This is a genomic window from Tsukamurella pulmonis (assembly GCF_900103175.1).
In the GTDB taxonomy this organism is placed as follows: Bacteria; Actinomycetota; Actinomycetes; order Mycobacteriales; family Mycobacteriaceae; genus Tsukamurella; species Tsukamurella pulmonis.
In genome coordinates this window covers 1,087,657-1,111,438 of the sequence record NZ_FNLF01000002.1, presented here as the reverse complement: position 1 = coordinate 1,111,438, position 23,782 = coordinate 1,087,657, and the positions used below count along the sequence as shown (strand labels likewise).

Genomic DNA, 23,782 nt, shown 5'->3' with positions numbered 1-23,782 from the left:
CGGGTCACTCCGACCCGTCGTCGCTCGCACCGGAGTCGTCACTCGACGAGCCGGCATCCGCATCTCCGCCGCTGGAATCGTCGTCCGAGCCACCCGTCGAACCCGCATCGCTCGAGCCCGAGCCGCCCGCGTCATCGGTGGCGGACTGGTCGAGGTCGGGCTCGTCGACCTGCGCCCCGCCGGTGTCCGGCTCGTCGTCGGGCTCGTCGGCCTGCGCCCCGCCGGTGTCCGGCTCGTCGGCCTGCGGAGCCTGCTCCTGATCGCCACCGGAATCGGACTGCGCCGCATCCGCCTTCGCCTTGTCCTCCGCCAGCTTCGCGGAGAGCTCCTTCCAGGACACGTGCGAGGACGAGGCGCTGGGCTCCGGATCGGGCTCGTCCGCCGCGGGATCCGCGTCGCCGTCGGCATCGCCCTCGTCGGCGCCGGCCGCGTCGTCACCGGCCGCGTCGTCACCGGCATCCGGCTGATCGACGGGCCCGGTCTCGTCGACGTCGCCGGGCTGATCGGCGTCCGTCGTCCGATCGGCGCCGGACGACTCCTCGGCCGATCCCGTGTCCTGGGCGCCTGCGTTCGCATCGAGGCCCAGCACCTCCAGGAAGGACTTGTGTCCGGACCCCTGGACCTGGTCGTCGTCCGATCCGTCCTTCGCACTCGCGGACGCCCGGGTGTCCTTCGCCCCCTCGGAGTCCGTGGCGCCCTTCGAGTCCTTGACGTCCTTCGTGTCCTTCACCGCCTTCGCCGACGACGCGTCCTCCTCGTCGGCCGGCGCGGTGGCGGCGCCGAGACGCGAGAGGGCGGAGCCCGCCGACGGCGGGCCGTAGGTGGAGGGGCCGAACGAGGACGAGATGCTGTCCATCAAGCCCTGGAAGTCACGACCGATGGACTCGGCCGCCCCGCCGAGATCCTCCGGCGACGGGATGATGGTCTGGAATCCGGTCGCGATGGTCTCGATCGACTTCCACATCTCGTCGACGTCGATCAGGTCGCCGCTCAGCGCGCGCTGGATCGAACCGTCGATGTCCTTCCACAGCCGCTGCTGCCCTTCGGCGCTCCACAGCGACAGCGCCTCGACGTCGTCGGCGTCGGGGATGCCGGGCGGGCGCCCGACCCAGTTCTCGTCGGTGAACTCCTGCCCCAGGTCGGTGAGCGTGTACCAGTTGCCGAAGAGCGGGACGCGCGCGAGCGAGCCCGGCGCGCCCTTGACCACGAACTGGCAGGGCAGGCAGTAGGTGCCGTCGACGAAGGGGTTGAGGGAGTTGAGCGTGGCGAGGCCGAGCCGCTCGTAGGTGCTCGTGATCTGCTCGATCGAGGGCAGCCCCTGGAATCCCTCGGGGTCCTTGGTCAGCGTGTTCCACATCGCGCGGGCCACACCGAAGACGTCGATCCGCTGGGTGGAGTTCGACCAGGGCATCGTGATCGACGGATCGATCGTGTTCGTCACGGTGCCGTAGCTGACGCCCTGGATCAGCTTCCAGGGCATCACCTTGAAGTAGTCGGTCCAGTAGGTCGAATCGCCGCACGGGGCCGGGGCGCCCGTGCAGTCCGCCGTCATCGGGAAGTTCGCCTCGAACGTGACGTTGATCGGATCGGCGAAGGCCTGCGCGATCTCCGGAACCGGCATGAGCCAGGCCATGATGCCGTTGACCTTGGCGATATCGGCCTGATCGAACCCGAGCACGTTGTTGGGCGTGTACAGCCACCAGTTCCCGCTCATCTCCAGGGCATCGGCCGTCTGCGCAGCGCCGGCGACCTGCTCGGCCGGCATGTTGGCCAGCGTCTGGATGATGTTGAGGGGGATGTTCGCGACGGAGCCGGCCGATGCCGCGGGCACCGGGGCGGTCGATGCGAGGACTCCCGTGGCCGCGGCGGTCGCCATGACGATGGATGCGGCCGAAGACTTGGTCGATACCACGATAGGTAACCCACTTCGCTTCAGATTTGCAATGTCATTCCGCGGCCGACTATACCGCTCCCTGTGCGATCGCACACACCGGTCGGCGAAGTGTCACGAATCCGCCTCCAGCCAGTGGCGCCGGCCGTACCCGTCCAGATGCGTCACCTCGCCGACCGGCTTGCGCGCCGACGGCCCGTACCTGCCGCGCGGCCACCCGAGCGGCATCACGCAGATCGGGGTGACGTTCGCCGGCAGCCCGAGAATCCTTCGGGCCGCCAGCAGGTTCCACAGCGGCATCGTGACGAGCGAGGCGCCCAGCCCCATCGCCCGCGCGGTCAGCAGCAGGTTCTGCACCGCCGGGTAGACCGAGCCCCAGTAGCCGCTCTCCGCCACGTGGGGCATGCGCACCAGCGGCACGCGGCCCTCGCCGACGCCCAGCCGCAGGCACGCCACCACCAGCACCGGGATCTCCCCGAAATGGTCGACCTGCCACTGCACGGCCCTGGCCATCCGAGCCTTGGCGTCGTCGGCGGCCGCCTCGCGCCGGTACACCGCGCGCCAGTACGCACCCCAGCACAGCCGGTATTGACGTCCCAGCCGGTGCTTGAGTCGAGCGTCCTTGACCACCACGAACTCCCACTGCTGTCCGTTCTGCCCCGTGGGGGCGCGCTCCGCCGCCTCGATGCACCGCAGCACGAGGGCGTCGTCGACGGGGTCCGGGAGCACCCGGCGGATGGCGCGCTGCGTGGCCATGGCCTCGACGAGCGGCATCGCCGCCAGGCGCGCCAGCGCGTCATCGGTGGACGGGATCGGATCAGGCATGCGCGGCCAGCCACTCGTCGGTGAACCGCTGCAGTTCGGGAACGTGCGCGGCGAAGCCGTGCGCGACCAGGCGCTCGACGGGACCGCCGAGCACGGGCACCCGCACTCGCACCTCGCCGTCGACGCGCAGCACGCAGCCCCGGTCGGCCGCATCGAGCCGCGCGGCGGCCTCCCCCGCGCCCGGAGCTCCCTGCACGGTGACGGTGATCGTGCCGTCGGCCGAATCGCCCACGGGGACCCAGCGTTCGGTGGCGAGCACTCGCAGCTCGCGGGGGTACAGGCGCGCGAGCAGCGGAGCCATCGACTCGCGCCGCACGTCCTGCACGGTGCGCACCGAGATCGCTCCCGCGTCGTCGACGTCGAGCGCCGTCAGTTCCAGACCGCCCCCGAACTCGGTGAACCGGTCCCGCCAGTACCGGGCATCCCCGAAGGCGCCCAGAACGGCGGCCACCGGCGCGGGCGAGTCGGCCCGGACCGAGAACCGCCGCGGCATCTCAGCCCTCCCCCGTCGTGGATCCGGCGAGCTCGCCGGCCAGCCTGCGAGCCGAATCGAGGTGCGCCGGCTGCGCATTGGTGGTCGGTATCGCGATACCGAGGTAGCGCTCGCGCTGCTCACCCGAGCCGAGGAAGCTGGTCAACGAGAGCATCGACGTGAGCTGGTTGCCCGGATAAGCCGTGTGCACCTGTCCCGCGTACCGCCCGCCCTGCCACTCGGCAAGCCGGCGCACCTCGGCGAGATTGCCCTTCCACCGGTCCCGGCAGGCGATGAAGACCGCGAACGGGCGGCCTGCCAGCACTCGGCGCGCATCGGCGGAGGCCAGGAAGGACCGCATCGGGATACTGGCGCGATCCCACCAGGTGGGCGAGCCCAGGCAGATCAGGTCGTAGCGCCCCTCGAACGCCTGCGGCGGCACCCGCACGGCGGCGGTGACTCCGCGCGCCTGCGCGGGGACCAGCGAGAGCATCGTGCGCCACACCCGGCGTAGCGGGAAGTGGGCGAGGCGGGGTGCGTACCGCGGGTCGATCAGCTCGATCCGGGCGGGCACGACCTCCCACCCGCGCTCGGCGAACTCCGCACCCGCGGCCTCGAGCAAGCGCTCCGCCTGACCGGTGAAGCTGTAGTACAGCAACAGCACCCGGGGGCTGCGGCGCTCATCGGACACCACTGCGCACCTCCTCGTCGCGGGACACGGCCCGACCATAACCCACCCATGGATCCGACGCAGTGACAATGCAAACTCGATGACGTACGGTAGCGCCATGCCCCCCAAGGCCACCGTCGACCTCAGCGGCGCCGCGCAGACGATGCTCACCACGCTGTATCTCAAAGCGTTGGACGCGGATTCCGATCGCCCCGTCCTCGGCGACACCTTCGCCCGCGACGCCGTGGCCGGCATCGACTACGACTGGTCCTCGCTCGGCGTGTCGGCGCGCTGGTCGCCGCTGGCGACGGTGCGCACCGCCCAGTACGACCGCTGGACCCGGGAGTTCCTGCGGCGATACCCGGAATCGACCGTCGTGCACCTGGGTTGCGGTCTCGACAGCCGGGTCTTCCGCGTCGATCCCGGGCCCGCGGTGCACTGGGTCGACGTCGACTTCCCCGCGGTGATCGACCTGCGCCGGCAGGTCTACCCGGAGCGCGACGGCTACCACCTGCTCGCCAGCTCGGCCACCGATCACGAATGGCTGCAGCGCATCCCGGCGGATCGGCCCGCACTGTTCCTCGCGGAGGGGATCAGCATGTACCTCACGGCGACGGAGGGCACGCAGTTGCTGCGCGCCGTCCTGCAGCGCTTCCCCGAGGGCGAGGTCCAGATCGACTTCTACAGCCGTCTCGCGATCCGCAGCCAGCGGATGCACAAACTCAACCGCACCACCGGGTCCGTCCTGCACTGGGGCGTCGACGATCCCGCCGAGGTCGCCGCGGCGGTGCCCGGCCTGCGCCCGGTGCGCGACGTCACCTTCTTCGACGCCGAGACCTTCCAGGGCAGCTCGCGCCTGTTCGCCGCGGTCGGCGGCATCGGGCGGGTGGTGCGGCCGGTGCGGCGCGCCCTGCAGTACCACCGCTACGCCTTCGGTCCCACGGACTGAGCGGCGAGCGCGCTCAGCTGCGCCGCGACGGCAGCGAGCGCGTCCTCCGGATCGGGCCCGTGCGTGTGGTACTCGAGCTGCAGCCGGCCGTCGAAGACCTTGCTGGTGTACATCTCGATGCCGGACCCCACCTGGAAGTACAGCTCGCCGTGCACGGCACTGATCTCGACGCCGGGAGGAGTCCGCACCGGAGGCACCACGCCGTTGTCGGTCACCATCACCACGTCGGGCAGTCCCGGCGGGTTCCCCACGTACGCGGGCCGGAAGTGCAGCAGCGACTGCTGGATCACGCCCTCGGCCAGGTCGGCGCGGAAGGTCTCCGCGATCTCGCGCGCCAGGTCCAGTATCCGGGTGCCGGAACCGATCTCGGCGAGGTAGGTCGCGACCCCCACCGGATTGGTGCACGCGGTGGCCGACACCGTCGGCGAGAGCACGTAACGCAGATCGACGGGGTAGATGTAGGGCACCGGCACGGCCGTCGCGCCGCGCAACCGCCACTCGGCGAGCAGGACGGCGGCCGAGACGATGCCGTTGACGCTGACGCGCTCCGCCCGGGAGAGGTCGAACAATGCGCGCGTGTCCTCGGCGGTGAAGGTGTGCTGCACCATCGGAACCAGGACCGGGACGTCCGGGCGCTCGGCGGTCACCGACCGGCGCGAGGGCGGCAGGTCGTAGGCGTACATCGCGGGCATGAAGCGTTCGAGCCCCGAGCGGCGCTGCTTGACCACCGCGCGGTCCGCGAGCACCGTCTCCAGCGCGGCGGGCGTCGGCTGCACGGGACCCACGCGCACGGTCCCCGTTGTCGCCAGGTCGGTGTAGATGCCGAACAGCTCCTCGATGAGCGCGAACTGGTGGTGCCCGTCGGCGAGGGCGTGGTGCACGTAGAGGGTGGCCGCGGTCTCCTCCTCGCCCGGATCGAGCACCAGCCGCACCAGGGACTGCCGCTGGTCGAAGGGCTGTGCGGCAGCGGGATCGGAGGCCAGCACCACCCCCTGGGGCAGGAAGTCGTCGGCGACGATGCGGAATCCGTCGCGCTCGTCGGGCTCGAGGCGCGCGGCCAGCACGGGGTGCACTTCGAGCAGCGTCTCGAAGGCCTCGCTCAGCAACTCGACGTCGACCGGCCCGCGCACGTGCGCGCCGAGCCCGACGAAGTTGTGCGTCTCGGCGAACATCTTCTCGCTCTCCGCCAACGGGCGCAGCACAGCGGATTCGAACATCTCTCTCCGATCTCGGTCAGTCCCGGGTACTCGCCCGGCGGTAGCCGACGGTCAACGGCACGGCGCAGACCGCGAGGATGCCGACGGTCCACGCCAGCAGCTCCATCAGCGGCGCGGCCACGGGGCCGCCCACGGCCAGGCCCCGCATGGTGTCGACGGTGTTGCTGAAGGGTTGGTGCTGCACCACGGGCTGCAACCAGTCCGGGTACTGCTCCAGCGGGACGAACCCCGTGCAGAAGAACATGAACAGCCCCGAGATCAGGGCCGTGGCCTCCACGACGATGGTCTTCGCGGCGTAGACCGCCACGGTCAGCACCGCGGCGGCGAAGGCGACGCCGAACAGCACCGGCACCAGCAGCCACCCGAGTACCGAGAGCGCGCCGTTCTCGAAGCGCAGCCCGAGCAGCACACCGGTGATCGTCAGCACGGCCGTGGCGGTCACGATCCGCAGCGCCTCGGCCAGCAGCCGGGACGTGATGCCCGCGCCGCGATGGATCGGCGTGCCCCACAGGCGGGCGAGGAATCCGTTGTCCCGCTCCGCCATCACCCCGAGCCCGCCGACGGTGGCACCCTGCGTGGCGGCGACCAGCGCCACCAGCGGCACGCTGCCGGCGAGGGCGTTGACGCCGGTGAGCTTCGAGATGCCGTCCCCGAGCACGATGTTGAGCGTGACGAGGAAGGCGACCGGGACGAGCACCGTCTCCGCCAGGGTGGCCGGGTCGCGGACCCAGCGGCGCACGATCCGCCCGGCCAGCACCCCGGTCTGCACGAGCAGGTCGCGCGGTGAGCGCTCACTCGACCGGACCGGCCGCACGGCCCGCTGACCGTGGGTCCGCAGGCCGGGTGCCCGGCGCTCCTCCAACCGGTGCGCGCACATCAGCGGTTCCTCCGCGCCGCGACGAGAGCGTGCAGCGGTAGGAGCACCGCGAGCAGGCCGAGGGCCCAGTAGACGGCCGGGCCGACCACGGCCCAGGACGGCTCCCCCGCGGCACCGGGGATCGAGTCCCCGGCGAGCGCGCGCAACCCGAAGACGAACTGCGAGATGGGCTGATCGCGGACGAAGCCCTGGATCCACTCGGGGAACCGCTCGACGGGCTGCACACCGACCGACAGCAGGCCCAGGGTCAGCTGCGGCAGCATCATCAGGTGCGTGGTGGCATCGGGGTTGCGGGTCGCGGTGCCCACCAGGTCCCCGAGCACGGACAGCGTCAGGCCGAGCAGGAGCACCAGGGCCACGAAGCCCGCGGTGTGCAGCGGCCCGCCGTAGAAGCGGAAGCCGATCACGTGGCCGCACACCAGCGAGATCACCAGCGCCAGCCCGCACCGGTACATGCTGCCGGACATGCGCGCCGCCATCGGGGTCAGCCGGCCGATGGGCATGGAGCGGAAGCGCCGGTCGATGCCCTCCACCGCGTCGGTCGCCGCCCGGAAGCCGCCCGAGATGGCGGCGAACGAGATCGCCTGCAGCACGATCAGCGGGGTCAGGTACTGGGCGTAGCTGCTCATCGTCGCCGCGTAGGCGCCCATGAACTGCTTGAGCGGGATGTAGAAGCCGACGGTGAACATGACCGAGGCGGCCACCTGGGTGACGAGCTCGCCGTTGCGCAGGCTCGGCGCCACGGCCCGGACCGTCAGCACCCACCACTGCTGCGCCCGCGAGGTGTCGGGACGAGAGCTCACAGCGTCACGTCCTCGGCCACGCGGGGGGCCGCCGGACCGCCCGTGAGGGCGAAGAAGACCTCGTCGAGGGAGGGGCGCCGCAGCGCCACGTCCAGCAGCTCGATCCCGGTCGGGTCGATCCGGGAGACCGCCGCCACCAGGGTCCCGGTCCCGTCGGGTGCCGGGATCGCGACCCGGTCGGCACCGTCGGCGACGGGCTCACGGCCGGCCAGCGGGCCCAGCGCGGCGAGGATCGCCGGCAGGTCGCTGCGATGCCGGGGCACGATCTCGCAGATGGTGGCCCCGGTCCGCTCCTTGAGCTGGTCCGCGGTGCCCTCGGCGATGACGGTGCCGCGGTCGATCACGGTGATCCGGTCGCTCAGCGCGTCGGCCTCCTCGAGGTACTGGGTGGTGAGCAGCGTGGCGATCCCGTCGTCGCGCAGCTTGGCCACCAGCTCCCACACGCCCTGCCGGCTGCGAGGATCGAGGCCGGTGGTCGGCTCGTCGAGGAAGACCACTTCGGGACGGATCACCAGGCCGCACGCGATGTCGATGCGCCGGCGCATGCCGCCCGAGTAGGTGCCCACCCGCCGGTCGGCCGCGTAATCGAGGTCGAACCGGTCGAGCAGTTCCTTGGCCCGGCTGCGGGCCTCGGATTTGCGCAGCCCCTGCAGCCGGCCGAACAGCACCAGGTTCTCGCGGCCGGTCAGCAGGTCGTCGAGCGCGGCGTTCTGCCCGGTCAGCATGATCGCGCGCCGCACCCCCGCGGGGTCGAGCGCCACGTCGCAGCCCGCGACCCGGGCGACGCCGCTCGTGGGCCGCGACAGGGTGGCGAGGATGTCCACCGTGGTGGTCTTGCCCGCACCGTTGGGCCCGAGCAGGCCGAGGATCTCGCCGCGGCGCACGGACAGGTCGATGCCGCGCAGCGCGGTGAAGTCGCCGAACCGTTTGGTCAGGCCCTCCACCACCACGGCGGGTCCGGAGTGCCGCATCACGCATCCCCTCCGGACAGGTCGACCAGCTCCCAGTCGTCGGCGTCCTCGTCCTCCGGCTCGGCACTCGTCCGCGCCAGCGCCCCGAGCGCCTGCGTGACGGCCGCGGCCAGCGCGTCGATCCGCGCGGCGTCCACGCGGCGCGCGTCGAACCACCAGTCCAGGTGGAGGCGCCCTCCGGTGCGGTAGACCCGCAGCTCGACGGGGTGCCCCAGCCCGGGCACGACGTCGCGCACCGGCATCGCCGCGTCGGCGGCGAACCACACCGCCTTGGCGCCCTGCGCGATGTCCGGCGGGTCCGGGACCGTGCCGCCGACCACGAGGTGCAGGTCCGCCGCGGGAGCCGCGGCCAGGTGCGCCGCGGTGGGCGCGTGCAGGTAGCGCAGCAGGCCGTGGCCGACGCCGTGGTGCGGTACGCCGCGCAGGGCGGTGCGCACCTGCTCGACGAGCTCGTCGTCGCCGTCGGGTGCGGTCAGCGCGACCGGGTGGACCGTGGTGAACCAGCCCACCGTGTCCCGCGCGTCGACGGCCGGCTTGAGCACGGACCGGGCGTCGCCGTCGAGGTCGATCGCGACGCGGCCGGGGCCGACCGCCGAGGCCACCCCGCGCACGATCGCGGCGGTGACCAGTTCCTCGAGCCGGACCCCGGTGCGGCGCCGGGCGTCGTCGATCTCGGCGGCCTCCACGGTGCCCACCGTGGTGGGCAGGCGGCGATAGTCCGCGGCGGCGGGCCGGTCCTCGGGGTCGGAGGTCGCGATCCGCACCGCCGGCAGCGCGGCATCGAGCCAGCGCGAGCGGGATTCGAGCACGGCCGGGTGGCCCGCGAGGCCCGCGAGCCGCTGGGACCACTCGGCCCATCCGGTGGCCGTGGGCGCCAGGAAGACCTGCATTCCCGCGGCCCGCTGGCCGAACGCGGTGAGCAGGTCCGCAGCCAGGATCTCCCGCGATCGGGCGTCACCCACCCAACCGGGCACGGCGAGCGCGAGGCGGCCGGCGCCCCCCGGCTCGGGCCGCAGCAGCAGGGCCTGCACGGGTGCGGCGTCGTCGTCGGCCTCGGCGATCAGGGCGGCCAGGCGCTCCTGCGCGACGGCGTCGAGATCCGTCGCCGCCGTATGCTCCTCGTGCACGCGCAGATGGGTCGGGGCCTCGCCCGCCTCGGCGATCACCTGCTCCCACAGCCCGTCGTCGCGCCGCAGCCGCAGCCGCAGGGCGTCGTGCCGCGCGATCAGGGCCTCGAGCACCGCAGTCACGTCCTCGGCCGTCACCTCCGGTCCCACGCCCAGCACCAGCGGGATCCGCCAGCGCGCGTGATCGCGCACCCCGGATTCGGTGAGCCGGGCGAGGTTCGGCGTGAGCGGCGGGCGCTGCGACGGTGCCGTGGGCTCGGCGAGGCCGCCCGCGGCGTCGCGCTCGGTGATGGCCCGCGCCAGCGCCGCGACGGTCGGGTGGTCGTACAGGTCCTGCGGGGTGAGATCGATCCCGGCGTGGCCGGCGGCCATGGAGACGCCGATCGCCACCAGCGAGTCACCGCCGAGGTCGAAGAAGTCCGCCTCCGGGTCGACGGTATCGGTGCCCAGGCACGCGGCCCACACGCGGCCCAGCACGGCCTCGGTACCGGTGTCGGCACCGTCGTCGCCCGCGGCCGTCGCGTCGCCGGACGGTGCGGCGTCCGGGCCGGGCGCGGACCGCCGGTGCGGCGCCGCCTCGACCCAGTGCCGTTCCGGGAGGAACGGATAGCCGGGCAGCAGCACCTCGCGGCCCTGCGGTACGCCCGGGTCGACGTCCAATCCGGCGGCCCAGAGCGTTCCGAGTCCCTCCAGGAAGAACTCCCGGTCGTCGCGGTCCTGCGCCGGATGCCGCACGAGCCGCGCGATGCGGTGACCGTCGCCGAACCCGGGGTGCCGCTTGGCCGCCGACGTGAGCGTCCCGCCGGGGCCGACCTCGACGAGCACCCTGTGCGGTTCGGCGAGGACGGTGTCGAGCTCGTCCGCGAACCGGACGGTGGCCCGCATCTGGCGGGACCAGGTGGCCGGGTCGGTCGCCTCGGCGGCGCTCATCAGCGTCCCGGTCACGTTGGAGGCCATCGGGATCCGCGGCTCACGCAGCTCGACGCCGGCCAGGAACTCGGCGAACTGCGCGGCGGCCGGCTCCATCAGCCGGGAGTGGAAGGCGTGCGAGGTCCGTACCCGGCGCGCGGTGATCGTGTCGGCCGCGAGCTTGGCGGTCAGGTCGGCGATCGCGTCCTCGGTGCCGGCGACGACGCAGCCGCCCGGCTCGTTGACGGTCGCGACGTCGATCTCGGAGCCCAGGTAGGGCGCGATCTCCTTCTCGCCGAGCGGTACCGCGAGCATCACGCCGCGCGGCGCGGCCTGCATGACCCGGCCGCGCTCGGCGACCACGGTCAGGGCGGTGGGCAGATCGAAGACACCGGCGAGCGTCGCCGCCACGTACTCGCCGATGCTGTGCCCCACCAGGATCGACGGGACCACGCCACGCGCTTCGAGCAGGCGCGCCAGCGCGTACTCGACGGTGAACAGGGCGGGCTGGGAGCGGTCGGTGCGTTCGAGCTCGCGGCTGCGACCGCCGAACAGCAGCGCCTTGAGGTCGATGCCGAGGGCCGCGTCGAAACCGGCGGCGCACCGGTCCACGTTCTGGGCGAAGACGGGCTCGGCGTCGTAGAGCCCGCGCGCCATCCCCACGTACTGGGTGCCCTGCCCGGGGAAGAGCAGCGCAATCCGGTCGGCGTCGTCGCGGACGCCCTCGGGCACGGAGCCGACGGCGCCCTCGCCGGCGCGCAGAGCGGCGATCGCGTGGGCGCGATCGCGCACCACGGTCACCGCGCGGGTGGTGTCGGCGGGCCGGGCGGCGAGGGTGGCGGCCACATCGGCCGGCTCCAGCGCGGGGTCGGCCTCCCACTCGTCGGCGAGCCGGGCGCGCGCGACGTCGATCCGCTCGGTGCCGCGGGCGGAGAGCAGCAGCGGGTACGGGCCGGGTGCGGGGGCGGGGGTCGCGGGGGCCGGCGCCTCCTCGAGGATCAGGTGGACGTTGGTGCCGCCGACGCCGAAGGAACTCACGCCGGCCAGGCGCGGGCCGTCGCTCTCCCACTCGACGAGGTCCTGGTTGATCTCGAAGGGCCCGTCGCCGAGGCGCAGCTCGGGATTGGGTGCCGTGTAGTGCACCGTGCCGGGCACCGCCCGGTGCTTGAGCGCGAGGATCACCTTGAGCACCCCGGCGATGCCGGAGGCGACCTCGAGGTGCCCGATGTTCGCCTTCACCGATCCCAGGCGGCAGGCGCGGGTGCGCTCGCGCTCGCCGAGATCGAAGGCCTGCCGCAGGCCCTCGATCTCGATGGGATCACCGAGCGGCGTTCCGGTGCCGTGCGTCTCGACGTAGCTGATGTCGGCAGGGTCCACGCCCGCCACGGCGTGCGCCTCGGCGATGGCGGCGGCCTGCCCGGCGGCGGTGGGGGCCGCATAGGTCATCTTGGCCGCGCCGTCGTTGTTGATCGCGGAGCCGCGGATCACGGCGTGCACGCGATCGCCGTCGGCGCGGGCCCGCTCCAGGGTCTTGAGCATCACCACGCCGACCCCGCTGCCGAAGACGGTGCCGTCGGCGCGGGCGTCGAAGGGCCGGCAGTGCCCACTCGGCGAGGTCATCGCGCCGTGGGTGTGCCAGTACCCCGCACGGTTGGGCACCCGGATCGACGAGCCGCCCGCGAGCGCGGCGTCGACCTCGCCGGAGAGCAGGGCCTGGCAGGCCAGGTGGACGGCGACGGCCGAGGACGAGCACGCGGTCTGCACCGAGAGCGCGGGCCCGTGCAGGTCGAACTGGTGCGCGATCCGGGTCGCGATGTGGTCCTTGTCGTTGCGCAGCGACAGGTCGATCATCTCGTAGCTGGCGCCCTGCCCGATGGTGCGTTCGACGTCCAGGCGCGACATCAGGTTGTTGAGCAGATAGCCGCTGGCGGAACTGGTCCCGTACACGCCGACGGCGCCGTCCAGCTCGCCGGGGCGGTAGCCCGCGTCCTCGATGGCGTGCCAGACGCTCTGCAGGAACAGGCGGTGCTGCGGATCGAGCCCCTCGGCGACGGCGGGCGTGAATCCGAACAGCGCGGCGTCGAACTCGTCGATGCCGTCGAGCGGTGCCCCGGACCGGATGTAGCCGCGGTCGTCGAGGGCGTCGGCGCCGATCCCGCTGCGGCGCAGCTCGTCCTCGTCGATCGGGACGATCGATTCGACGCCGTCGCGCAGGTTGCGCCAGTACTCCGCGAGGGTCCGCGCGCCGGGGAAGCGCCCGGCCATGCCCACGACGGCGATCAGCTCGCCGTCCTCGGGTGCGTCCTCGCCGATGTCGTCGCGGGTCCGGGTCCCGATCATGCGGTGTTGCCTGCCTTCCGTCGTGCGGCGCCGCGCCGGCGTGCGGCGGCGCGCTGCTGCGCTCGATCGCGGAGCCCACCGGGCGCCGCGGCGGTCTCGTCCGTGTCGTCGTCGATGCCGAGCCTGCGGACCAGGTCCACGGCCAGGGCGGTCAGGTCGGCGCCCTGCAGCAGCAGGGCGACGGGCGGTTCGATCCCGAACTCGCCGCGAGCGGCGTTGCGGATGCGCACCGCCATCAGCGAATCCAGTCCGAGCTCGGTGAGGGGACGGTCGGCGGCGATCCCGGCACCGCCGGAGTAGCCCAGGACCGCGCCGATCCGCTGGCGCAGGCGATCGAGCACGACGGTGACGGCGGCGGCGAAGGGCAGTGCCGTCAGTGCCGCCAGGTCGATCGCGCCGGCGTCTTCCTCGGGTTCGAGCTCGGCCAGCAGATGGGTGAAGTAGCCCAACCCGGCCAGTTCGGGGAACGCCGACGCGGCGCGGTCGAGCCGCAGCCGGGCGACGCCGACGCGGGTGTGGCCGCCCCCGAGGATCGCATCGAGCGCCTCGGTGCCCTCGGCGGGTGAGATCGGGTCCAGCACCCCCATCTCCAGTGAGCGGGCGAGCCCCACCTCGGACCACTGCCCCCAGCAGATCGCGGTCGCGGTGCGGCCGCCGGCGCGGCGCCGCTCGGCGAGCGCGTCGAGGTAGGCGTTCGCCGCGGCGTACGCGCCCTGTCCGGGCGAGCCCAGCAGCGAGGCCACCGAGGAGAACAGCACCCACCAGTCGAGATCGTGCTCCGCGGTCGCCGCGTCCAGGCGGTCGGCGCCGATCGCCTTGGGCCGCCACACCCGGCCCAGCGCGTCGCGCGACATCGCGGCGACGAGCTCGTCGTCGAGCACGGCCGCGGAGTGGATCACCCCGCGCAGCGCGAGGCCGGTCTCCTCCGCGACGGCCACGAGCCGCTCGGCGACGCCCGGCTCGGCGACATCGCCGCGCACGTACTGCACGTCGGCACCGGCGCGCAACTCGTCGAGCGCCGCGTCCGCCTCCGGGGACGGCTCGCCGCGTCCGCTGAGCACCACCCGGCCCGCGCCTGCCGCCACGAGGCGGCGGGCGATCACGAGGCCGATGCCGCCGAGGCCGCCGGTGACGAGGTACGCGCCGTCGCCGCGCACGGCGGGGGCCTCGGCCGGTGCGCTGTCGCGGCGCACGAGCCGCTGCACGTACCGCTCCCCGTCGCGCCAGGCGACGAGGTCGTCGGCGTCCGGGGCGGCGCTCTCGCGCGCCAGCGCGTCAGCGAGGTCGGCACCGGCCGGCAGGTCGAGCACCGTGGCCCGCAGGTCGGGGTGCTCGTACGCGAGCACGCGGACGAGACCGGTCAGGGCGCCCGCCGCGGGGTCGGGGACGTCGCCGTCGCGCACGGCGAGGCCGTCGCGGGTGATCAGCCACAGCCGGGGCGAGCGGCCGTGCCAGCCGCTGGTCACGGCGCGCACGACCGAGGCCGCCCGCCAGATCACTGCCTCGGCGGCCTCCGCGCCGCCGGTCGACGACGGTGCGCCGTCCACGAGCAGCACCACGCCGGCCGGGGCGTGCGCGGGATCCTCGGCGAACCGGGCGACCGCATCGGCGAGGCCGCGCTCGTCCAATCCGGCGGTGACGATCCTGCGGTGCGGGGCGGCGAGCGCGTCGGCGGCAGCGCCTGCGGCACCGTGGTCGTCCGCGAGCACCAGCCAGCCCTCCGGATCCGTCGCGTCCGCCGGCGCGGGAGTCGGGACCGTCTCCCACCGGTGTCCGAAGAGCTTGCGTTCCAACGGCAACGGAACGGAGCGGCGGTGGATGCGCCGCAGGAACACGCCCCGCACCTCGACGGCGACGGTGCCCGTGGAGTCCAGGACCGTGACGTCGCCGCTCACGCCCTCGTCCCCGACGGTCGTGATCCGGGCGCGGCAGAGCGCACGCCGTCCGACCGGGCGGTGGAGCCGGACGGCCTCGACGGCGACGGGCAGGTAGGCGGCGTCGCCGTCGGCGGCCTCGTCCGGCAGGGCGGCGGCGAGCGTCTGCAGCGCCGCGTCCAGCGCCACCGGGTGCAGCAGCAGCGCCGGGTGCGCCGTGGCCTCGGACGGCAGGACGACGTCCGCCTCGGCGGCGCCCGCCGGATCGCGCAGCACGCGTTCGAGCGCAGCGAAGGCCCGATCGTGGTGCGCGCCGGCGCGGCGCAGCGCCGCGTACACCGCGCGGGGCGAAACGGGGGCACCGTCGGCCGGCGCACCGACGGGCGTGGCGGCCTCCCCGGCCGGGAGGGCGCCGACGTGGGCGCGGGCGTGGCGGACCCACTCCCCCGCGGCCGTGCGGTGGAAGACCTCCACCAGGGCCGTGCCGTCGGGCTCGTGGGTGAGCTGCGTGGTGAGCGGGACCGACTCGGTCAGCGGCAGCATCTGCTCGACCTCGAGCCGGGTCACCGCCACCGCCTCCGCGCCGAGCGCGGCGCGGCCCGCGGCGAGCGCGATCTCGGCGAAGCCCGCGGCGGGCATGATCGGCTGGCCCTGCACACGGTGGTCCGCGAGCCACGGCAGCGCGTCGAGCCCGGTGTCGCCGTGCCAGAGCACCCCCGTCCCCGAGGGCAGGTCGACGCGGTCGCCGAGCAGCGGGTGCGCGCCACCGGTGCCCGTGCGGCGGCCGGGCGACGCACTCGTCCAGTACTGCTGGTGCCGCCAGCTGTGCGGGGGCACGTCGATGATCCGGCCGGCCGGCGGCTCGCCGCCGAGGCGGGCCCGGTGGGCGTGGAAGACGATGCTCTCGTCCTCGTCGCGCAGCAGCGTCGGCAGCACCGCGACGTCGCGACCGGCCGGCACGTTGTCGGCGAGCGCGTGGGTCAGGACGGGGTGCGGGCTGACCTCGATGAGGGTGCCGAAGCGGGCGGCCGCATCGGCCGCGACGGGCGCGAAGGAGACCGGCCGGCGCAGGTTGTCCGCCCAGTAGTCGGCGTCGAAGACCGGCGCCTGCTCACCGGGCCGCACGGTCGAGAGCACCGGGATCGTCGGCGGTACGGGCCGCAGTCCCGCGAGGGCCGTGCGCAGTTCGGGCAGGATCGGATCGACGGTCGCGTGGTGCGAGGCCACGTCCACCTCGACGCGGCGGGCGAGCAGGTTCCGGGCGGAGACCGCGGCGACCACGGCGTCGACGGCCCGCGTCGAGCCAGCCACGACGGTCTGCCGCGGCGAGGCGACGACCGCGACGGAGACGCCCTCGTGCGAGGTGAGCAGCTCCTCGACGCTCGCGACGTCCATCTCCAGCAGCGCCATCGCGCCCTGCCCGGACAGCTCGCGCCGCATCAGCGCGGACCGGGTCGCGATCACCCGCAGCCCCTCGGCGACGGTGAGCCCGCCGGCCACGACGACCGCGGTCACCTCGCCCATCGAGTGCCCGATGACGGCGTCCGGGGTCACGCCGTGGGCGCGCCACAGCTCGGCGAGCGCGAGCTGCACGCCCACCAGCACCGGCTGGATCCGGTCGATGCCCTCGACCGGCTCGCCCGATCGCAGCGTCTCGCGCAGCGAGAACCCGACCTGCGCGACGAACTCCGGTTCGATCCGGTCGACGGCGGCGGCGAACGCGGGCTCCTCGGCGAGCAGCCTGCGTCCCATGCCGGGCCACTGGGAGCCCTGCCCCGAGAAGGCGAAGACGACGCCGGGCCGGGGTCGCGGCGCGGCGGCGGTGACGCCGGGGCGGGAGGCGCCCGCGGCGAGGGCCCGCAGCCCCTCGACGGTGGCGGCGGTATCGCGCGCGGTGACGGCACCGACGACGGCGGCGCCCGCGCCCTGCCGCGCGACGGTGTGCGCCACGTCGGTGAGCGCGGCGGCGGCGCCCTTCCCGGCGAGCCAGGCCGCCAGGTCGGCGGCGCGCGCGGCCACCGCCTCGGCCGAGCCGGCGCCGATGCGGAGAACCGCCGGGTCGGCACCCGCCGGGGCGGCGGGTTCGGGATCGGGCCCCTGCTCGAGCACGACGTGCGCGTTCGTGCCGCCCAGGCCGAAGGACGAGACCGCGGCGCGGCGGGGGCCGCCCGCCGCGGGCCACGGATCGGCCTCGGTGGGCACGTACAGGCGGGTGGAGGCGGCGTCGATCGCCGGGTTCCACCGGGTGAAGTGCAGGTTGGGCGGGACCTGCCCGCGGTGGACCGCGAGCACGGACTTGATGAAGCCGGCGATCCCGGCGGCGGCCTCGAGGTGGCCCATGTTGGTCTTCACCGCGCCGAGCGCGCACCGGCTCTCGCCCGCCCCGTACACCTGCGCGAGGGCGTCGAACTCGATCGGATCGCCCAGGGCGGTGCCGGTGCCGTGGGTCTCCACGAAATGGACGGAGGAGGCGGGCACCTCGCCGAGTGCGCGGGTGATCACCTCGCGCTGGGCGGGGGCGTTGGGGGCCGTGAGGCCGTTGCTGCGGCCGTCCTGATTGGTGGCCGAGCCGCGGACCACGGCGAGCACGCGGTCGCCGTCGCGCACCGCGTCGGTCAGGCGCTTGAGCACGACCACGCCGCACCCCTCTCCGCGCACGAAGCCGTCGGCCGCGGCGTCGAAGGAGTGGCACCGGCCGAGCGGGGAGAGCATGCCCCACTTGCCCAGGGCGAGTTGGGTCTCCGGCCGCAGGATCAGGCTCACCCCGCCCGCCAGCGCGAGGTCGCTCTCGCGCGAGCGCAGGCTCTGGCAGGCCAGGTGCACCGAGACCAGGGACGACGAGCAGGCGGTGTCGACGGCGATCGCGGGGCCGCGCAGGCCCAGCAGGTAGGCGATCCGGCCGACGGTCACGCTGTGCGCGTTGCCGGTCGCGGAGTAGGCGTCGATCTTCTCGGGGTCCGCGGCGGAGGTCGACTGGTACTCGTTGTAGTACACGCCCATCATCACCGCGGCGCGCACGCCCTCGGCGCTCTGCGCCGAGATGCCGGCGTGTTCGAGTGCCTCCCAGGCGACCTCGAGCAGGATCCGCTGCTGCGGGTCCATGGTCTCGGCCTCGCGGGGTGCGATCCCGAAGTGATCGGCGTCGAATCCGGCGATCCCGCCGAGGAAGCCGCCCCACTTGGACGGCATGCGGCCGGGCACCGCGGGATCGGGGTCGTAGTAGGCGTCGGCGTCCCAGCGGTCCGGCGGCACCTCGACGACCGCGTCCTGGCCGCGCATGAGCAGGTCCCAGTACTGCTGCGGCGCGTTGGCCCCGCCCGGGAAGCGGCATCCGATGCCCACGACGGCGATCGGCTCGGCCGCCGTGATCCGCGCGGCCTTGGCGAACTGGTCGGTGAGTGCGTCGCGCTGCGACTCGCTCATCGCCCGCACCCGCGCGTAGGTCGATCCGCGGGCGGCGGTGCCCGCCGTCGACGGTGTCCGGTCCGTTTCGGTCATCGGATCTCCCCCTCAGCGAAGTCGAAGCTCTCCGCGCTCTCGAACAGTTCGTCCAGTAGTCCGCCGACGTCGTCGGCCCCGGCCGCGGTGGCCGGTTCGGGCGGGAGGTCCTCGGCCGCGGCGGGCACGAGGGTCGCCGCGATGTGGGCGGAGAGCCGCGCCACCGTCGGGTGGTCCCACAGCATGGTGGCCGAGAGATCCACGCCCAGTGCCGCTTTGGCGTCGCGCAGCATCGCCATCGCCATCATCGAGTCGAGCCCCAGCTCGGGGAACGGCTGCTCGGCGTCGACGTCGGAGGGATCGGTGCCCAGCTCCCGGGCCAGCACGTCGCGCAGCACGCGGGCCACCGTGTCGGCCACCTCCGCCGGCGCGAGCGTGGTCAGGTCCGGCACGGCCATCACCGCCGGGCCCGGACCCGCCTCCTCCGGGGCGGTGACCACGATCGGATCGACCGCAGCGAAGCGCACGCCCGCCAGGCGGATCGCCTGCCGCCCGTCCGGGGCCTCGACGCTCGCGTCGACCAGCAGGCCCTCGCCCCGGTCGGCGCGCCGCTGCACCGCGATCACGACCTCCGGGCCGAGATCGTGCTCCTGCGTGAGGGATCCGATCGCGGTGGGCAGCAGCAGGCCGTCGTCGAGACGACCGGTGAGACGGGCCAGGTGCACCGCCGCGTCGATGGCGGCGGCGGCCGCCGCCTCGTGCGGCAGCCGCACCCGCGCCCGCAGCGCTCCGGGTCCGGCCTCGTGCTCGAGGACCTCCCAGTGGAACGGGACGCCCTCGACGCCCCACTGCCGGGCGAGATCGGCCGCGCCGGCGGCGTCGTAGTCGGGCAGCTCGAGATCCCCGCCGGAGGCGTCGTCGGGAAGCCCTGGTGCCGCACCGTCGGGCGCGGCGCCGATCCCCGCCTCCGCGTGCCGGATCCACCGGTCGGCCGGAGCCTGCGGGTCGGTGCTGGAGCTGACCGTCACGGAGTCCGGCCCGGTGCTCACCCGCACGGCTCGGGGCTGATCGAGCACGATCGGGTACTCGAATCGCAGGTCCCGCAGGGCGTGCTCCGGCCGCGCCGCCAGCATGCCGGCGGCGAGCACCGAGACGGGCACCACCTCGACGCCGCGCACCCGGTGCGCGACGGCGTGCGGACGCTCGGCCGCGGAGACCCGGATCGCGGCGGCGTCCTGCGGCGCCGTCAGCGTGCCGGGGCTCGCCGTCGGCAGCTGCGCGAGGGTGGGTCCGGCGGCGCCGAGCAGATCGTCGACCACCCGGAAGGCGCTGCGGCTGCGGAAGTTCTCCGCGAGCCGGGGCCAATCGGCGCCCACCACGATGCTGCGGGTGGGCGCTTCGGCCCCGAGCACGGCGGGCAGGCAGCGGACCGCCGCGTCGTTGGGCATCGGCGTCAGCCCCGCGGAGGCCGTCTCGGGCCGAGCCTGCGCCCACGACTCGAACAGGCCCCAGTCCACCACGCGGGCGGGCAGTCCCAGGTGCCGGCGGGTCGCGGCGACCGCATCGGCGTAGGCGTTCGCGGCGGTGTAGTGGCCGAGCCAGCGCGAGCCGATGACGCCCGTGATCGACGAGAAGATCACGAAGTCGCGCACGGGCACGGTCAGGCTGAGCGCGTGCAGGTTGGCCAGCACGTCGACCTTCGAGCGGAACATCGCGTCGATCTCGTCGGCGGTGAGCTCGGAGAGCTGCCCGGCACCGCCCGACAGGGAGGCGACGTGGATCCCGCCGAGCTCCGGCAGGTCGGCGCCGAACCGCGCGAACAGCGCGGCGAGCGCCTGCGGATCGGCGGCGTCGACCGCGACCGGGACGAGCGTCGTCCCGTGTGCGGCGGCCTCCTCGGCGAGGCCGTCGGGCAGGCCGCCGCGACGCGAGAGGGCCACCACGGTACCCGCGCCCATGCGGGCCAGCTGGCGCACCACGTCGCCGCCGATGTTGCCCGTGGCGCCGACGACCAGCTGGGCGCGATCGTGATCGACGTCGGCCCGCGCCACCGGCGCGTGCGCGCGGCGCAGCCGCGGTACGCGGCGCACACCGGCCCGGTGGAGGACCTGGTCGTCACCGTCGCGGGAGCCGGTCTCGGCGCGCAGGACCGGCGCGAGCAGTGCGGGCGGCAGCGCCGCATCGACGTCCACCAGGCCGCCCCAGAACTCGGGGTGCTCGAGCGCGAGCGTGCGCCCGGCGCCCCACAGCGCGGCGTGCACGCCGCTCACGGCCTCCCCCTCCGCGATCGCCTCCGCATTGCGGGTGAGCATCGTCAGCCGCGGCGCACCGTCGTGCCCCGCCAGCAGGCGGGCGAGCGCGGTGAGGTCGCCGAGCACGCGCCGCGCGGCGGCCGGGTCGAGTCCGTCGGCGGCGGGTGCGGGCGCGTACAGCACGCGGTCCGCACCCTCGAACGCGGCGCGCACGGCGTCCGGGTCCTGCCGCAGGGCCGCGGCGGGCAGGCCGCGCGAGCCCGCGCCGAGGGCCCGCGCGAGATGCTCGCCGCCGTCGTCGGCGAGCACCAGCCACGCGCTGCTCTCGTCGGGCGCACCGCTCGCCTCGCGGGCCGGGTGCTCCAGGGTGAGGAACCAGCCGTTGGGCCCGCCGTCCGCGGCCGGTGCCGCCGCGCCGGGGGCGGCCGCGCGCGGCGTGATCCAGTGCCGGCGCCGCAGCCACGGGGTGGTGGGCACGGCGACGGGCGGGCGGAGCGCCTGCGGGGCCTGCGCGACCTCGGGGTACGACGGTCCGCGGACCGCCACCAGGTTCGCCTCGAAGACCACCGGCTCGGAGGTCTCGCGCAGCAGGGTGCCCACGACGAGGTGCTCGGCGTCGTCCACGCCGTCGGCGATCGCGCCGGTCAGCAGCGGGTGGGGGCTGATCTCGATGAAGGTGCCGTTCTCGGCCGCGGCGGCCGCGACGGCGTCCGCGAACCGGACGGTGCGGCGCAGGTTCTCGGCCCAGTAGTCGGCGTCCGGGCGCGGCGCGCGATCGCCGGCGCGGACCGTGGAGTGGAACGGGATCCGCGGCGCGGTCGGGGCCACGGGGCGCAGGGCCTCGCGCAGCTCGTCGAGGATGGGGTCGACGGTGGCGTGGTGCGAGGCCACGTCCACCTCCACCCGGCGGGCCAGGAGGTCACGGGCGGAGACCTCCCCGATCACGGCGTCGATCCGTTCGGGATCGCCGGCCACGACGGTCTGCCGCGGCGAGGCGACGACCGCGACGCAGACCCCCTCGTGGCGGGCGACGACCTCCGCGGCGGCGGCTTCGTCGAGTTCGAGGACGGCCATGGCGCCGCGGCCGGCGAGCTCGCGGCGCATGAGCGCGGAGCGCGTGGCGATCACGGTCAGTCCGTCCGCCACGGACAGCGCGCCGGCGGTCACGGCGGCGGCGACCTCGCCCATCGAATGGCCGATCACCGCGTCGGGGTGAACCCCGCGCGAGCGCCAGAGCTCGACCAAAGCGAGCTGGACGCCGACCAGGACGGGCTGGATCCGGTCGATCCCGCTGGTCACCTCGCCGGTGGTCAACGCCTCCTCGAGCGAGAAGCCGACGATGCGCCGGAAATCGGGCTCCAGGGCGCGGATCGCGTCGGCGAAGGCGGGTTCGGTGCGCAGCAGCGCCCGCCCCATCCCCGCCCACTGCGCGCCCTGCCCGGAGAAGACGAAGACGATCCCGTCCCGGCGACCGCCGCGCTGCGGGGCGACCGTCCCGGGGGCCGGCCGGCCGGCGGCGAGCGCTCGCAGGCCCTGCACCGCGCCGTCGTGATCGTCCGCGACGACCGTGGCGATCCGCGGGAACCGGGGCCGGCGGTGGCCGATCTCGTCCGCGACGTCCGCCAGGGGCACCGTCGCGCCGGGGCCGGTGAGCCAGTCGGCGAGGTTCGCCGCGGCGGCGCGGACCCGCTCGATCGACTTGCCGGAGAGGACGAGCCGGTGCACGGCGCCCTCGGCCGGCGGCGCGGGAACCGGCGCGGGTTCCGCTGCGGGCGCCTGCTCGAGCACGACGTGCGCGTTGGTGCCGCTCACGCCGAACGAGGAGACCCCGGCGCGGCGCGGCGCCTCCCGCTCGGGCCAGTCGACGGTGTCGGTCGGGAAGACGAAGCGCGCCGCGCCCGCGCAGGCGTGCGGCGTCAGGGACTCGAAGTGCAGGTTCCGCGGGATCCGGCTCCGGCCGAGGGCGAGCACCGTCTTGATCACGCCGGCGATGCCCGCAGCCGATTCGAGGTGCCCCAGATTGGATTTGACCGCGCCCACGACGAGCGGCGCCGCGTCGCCGCGCTCGCCGAAGACCCGGTCCAGGGTGTCGAGCTCGATGGGATCGCCGAGCCCGGTGCCGGTGCCGTGCGATTCCACGAAGTCGATGTCCGACGGCTCGAGCCCCGAGGACTCGAGCGCCTGCCGCAGCAGTGCCTGCTGCGCAGGGCCGTTGGGCACGGTCTGCCCGCTGCTGGCGCCGTCCTGGTTGACGGCGGTGCCGCGCACGAGCGCCAGGATCCGATCACCGTCGGCGACGGCGTCGGAGAGCCGCTTGAGCACGACGACGCCGCACCCCTCGCTGCGCACGTAGCCGTCGGCGGCGGCGTCGAAGGACTTGCAGTGCCCGTCCGGGGCGAGCATGCCCCAGCGTGAGCAGGCGATGCTGTTCTCCGGGCTCAGCACGAGGTTCACCCCGGCAACGAGCGCGGCATCGCTCTCGCGGCGTCGCAGCCCCTGGCAGGCCAGGTGCATCGCGCTCAGCGACGACGAGCACGCGGTGTCGAGGACGACCGCGGGCCCGTTGAGGCCGAGGAAGTAGGACAACCGGCCCGCGGCGAAGTTGTGGGCGCTGCCGAACGGGATGTACGGGTCGATCTCGTCGAGCGCGAGCTCTCCCGAGAGGGTGTGCGCGTAGTCGGCGGTGGTCAGTCCCACGTACACGCCGGTGCGGGTGCCGCGCAGACTGCCGGGCACGATTCCGCTGTGCTCCAACGCCTCCCACGCCACCTCCAGCAGCAGGCGGTGCTGCGGATCCATCCCCGCGGCCTCGCGGGGAGAGATGCCGAAGAACTCGGCGTCGAACTGCGCGGGGTCCCAGTGCGTGAGGAAGCCGCCGTCGCGGTTGCAGATGGTGCCGGCCACCGTGTGGTCCGCGGAGTACAGGGCGTCGGCGTCCCACCGGTCCTCGGGCACACGCACCACGCCGTCACCGCCGCGCTCGAGCAGATCCCAGTACGAGTCCGGCCCGTCGACCCCGCCGGGCAGGCGGCAGCCGATGCCGACCACGGCGACGGGTTCGCGCGCGCCCTGTTCGGCGATCGCGAGCCGGTCGGTGAGGTCGTCGATCCGGCGCAGCGCGTCGGTGATGAGCGCCCGGCGGTCCGGGGTGGTGGGGGACGTCATGA

Annotated in this window: 12 protein-coding genes; 1 reads left to right on the top strand and 11 read right to left on the bottom strand. The window is 74.3% G+C overall.

What is annotated here, in order from left to right; genetic code table 11:
- Window positions 1–4: 4 nt before the first annotated feature.
- The 4 genes from BLQ62_RS23725 to BLQ62_RS05530 form a co-directional block, all read right to left on the bottom strand.
- Window positions 5–1,912: a hypothetical protein gene (locus tag BLQ62_RS23725; RefSeq protein ID WP_156483196.1), complete on the bottom strand. Its 1,908-nt coding sequence runs from the start codon at window positions 1,910–1,912 to the stop codon at window positions 5–7.
- 93 nt (window positions 1,913–2,005) lie between these two features.
- Window positions 2,006–2,716, bottom strand: a complete 711-nt coding sequence (locus BLQ62_RS05540; RefSeq protein ID WP_068533146.1) for a nitroreductase family protein — start codon at window positions 2,714–2,716, stop codon at window positions 2,006–2,008.
- Entirely contained in the window at window positions 2,709–3,209 is a 501-nt protein-coding gene (locus tag BLQ62_RS05535; protein ID WP_068566800.1) for a DUF2505 domain-containing protein, read from the bottom strand. The genes BLQ62_RS05540 and BLQ62_RS05535 overlap by 8 nt, the downstream gene beginning before the upstream one ends.
- Before the next feature lies 1 nt (window position 3,210).
- Window positions 3,211–3,879 carry a flavodoxin family protein gene (locus BLQ62_RS05530; protein WP_068533718.1) on the bottom strand — a complete coding sequence of 223 codons (669 nt, stop codon included), beginning with the start codon at window positions 3,877–3,879 and terminating at the stop codon, window positions 3,211–3,213.
- Window positions 3,880–3,976: 97 nt separating this feature from the next.
- On the opposite strand from BLQ62_RS05530, the gene BLQ62_RS05525 reads away from it, so the two are divergent.
- Window positions 3,977–4,807: a class I SAM-dependent methyltransferase gene (locus BLQ62_RS05525; protein WP_068566802.1), complete on the top strand. Its 831-nt coding sequence runs from the start codon at window positions 3,977–3,979 to the stop codon at window positions 4,805–4,807.
- Here BLQ62_RS05525 and BLQ62_RS05520 read toward each other — a convergent pair.
- From BLQ62_RS05520 to BLQ62_RS05490, 7 genes are read right to left on the bottom strand one after another with little or no spacing between them, the layout of a single operon-like run.
- On the bottom strand, window positions 4,783–6,024 hold the full coding sequence (locus BLQ62_RS05520) for a phthiocerol/phthiodiolone dimycocerosyl transferase family protein (protein ID WP_068566804.1): 1,242 nt from the start codon (window positions 6,022–6,024) through the stop codon (window positions 4,783–4,785). The two genes, BLQ62_RS05525 and BLQ62_RS05520, sit on opposite strands and share 25 nt — an antisense overlap.
- A 16-nt stretch (window positions 6,025–6,040) precedes the next feature.
- Window positions 6,041–6,901, bottom strand: a complete 861-nt coding sequence (locus BLQ62_RS05515) for an ABC transporter permease (protein ID WP_114652192.1) — start codon at window positions 6,899–6,901, stop codon at window positions 6,041–6,043.
- A complete protein-coding gene (locus BLQ62_RS05510; RefSeq protein WP_068566806.1) occupies window positions 6,901–7,704 on the bottom strand; it encodes an ABC transporter permease in 804 nt (267 codons plus the stop codon). The genes BLQ62_RS05515 and BLQ62_RS05510 overlap by 1 nt, the downstream gene beginning before the upstream one ends.
- The gene (locus tag BLQ62_RS05505) at window positions 7,701–8,675 is read right to left on the bottom strand and encodes a daunorubicin/doxorubicin resistance ABC transporter ATP-binding protein DrrA (protein ID WP_068533721.1); all 975 of its coding nucleotides are present in this window, start codon (window positions 8,673–8,675) and stop codon (window positions 7,701–7,703) included. Before BLQ62_RS05505 ends, BLQ62_RS05510 begins: the two co-directional genes overlap by 4 nt.
- Window positions 8,675–13,051, bottom strand: coding sequence for a type I polyketide synthase (locus BLQ62_RS05500; RefSeq protein ID WP_068566807.1), 4,377 nt, complete (start codon window positions 13,049–13,051; stop codon window positions 8,675–8,677). Before BLQ62_RS05500 ends, BLQ62_RS05505 begins: the two co-directional genes overlap by 1 nt.
- Complete coding sequence (locus BLQ62_RS05495; protein ID WP_068566808.1) at window positions 13,048–18,423, bottom strand: type I polyketide synthase; 5,376 nt, start codon at window positions 18,421–18,423, stop codon at window positions 13,048–13,050. Before BLQ62_RS05495 ends, BLQ62_RS05500 begins: the two co-directional genes overlap by 4 nt.
- Window positions 18,420–23,780 (bottom strand): type I polyketide synthase, encoded by a 5,361-nt coding sequence (locus BLQ62_RS05490; RefSeq protein WP_068566809.1) that lies wholly within the window; start codon window positions 23,778–23,780, stop codon window positions 18,420–18,422. Before BLQ62_RS05490 ends, BLQ62_RS05495 begins: the two co-directional genes overlap by 4 nt.
- Between the last annotated feature and the right edge of the window lie 2 nt (window positions 23,781–23,782).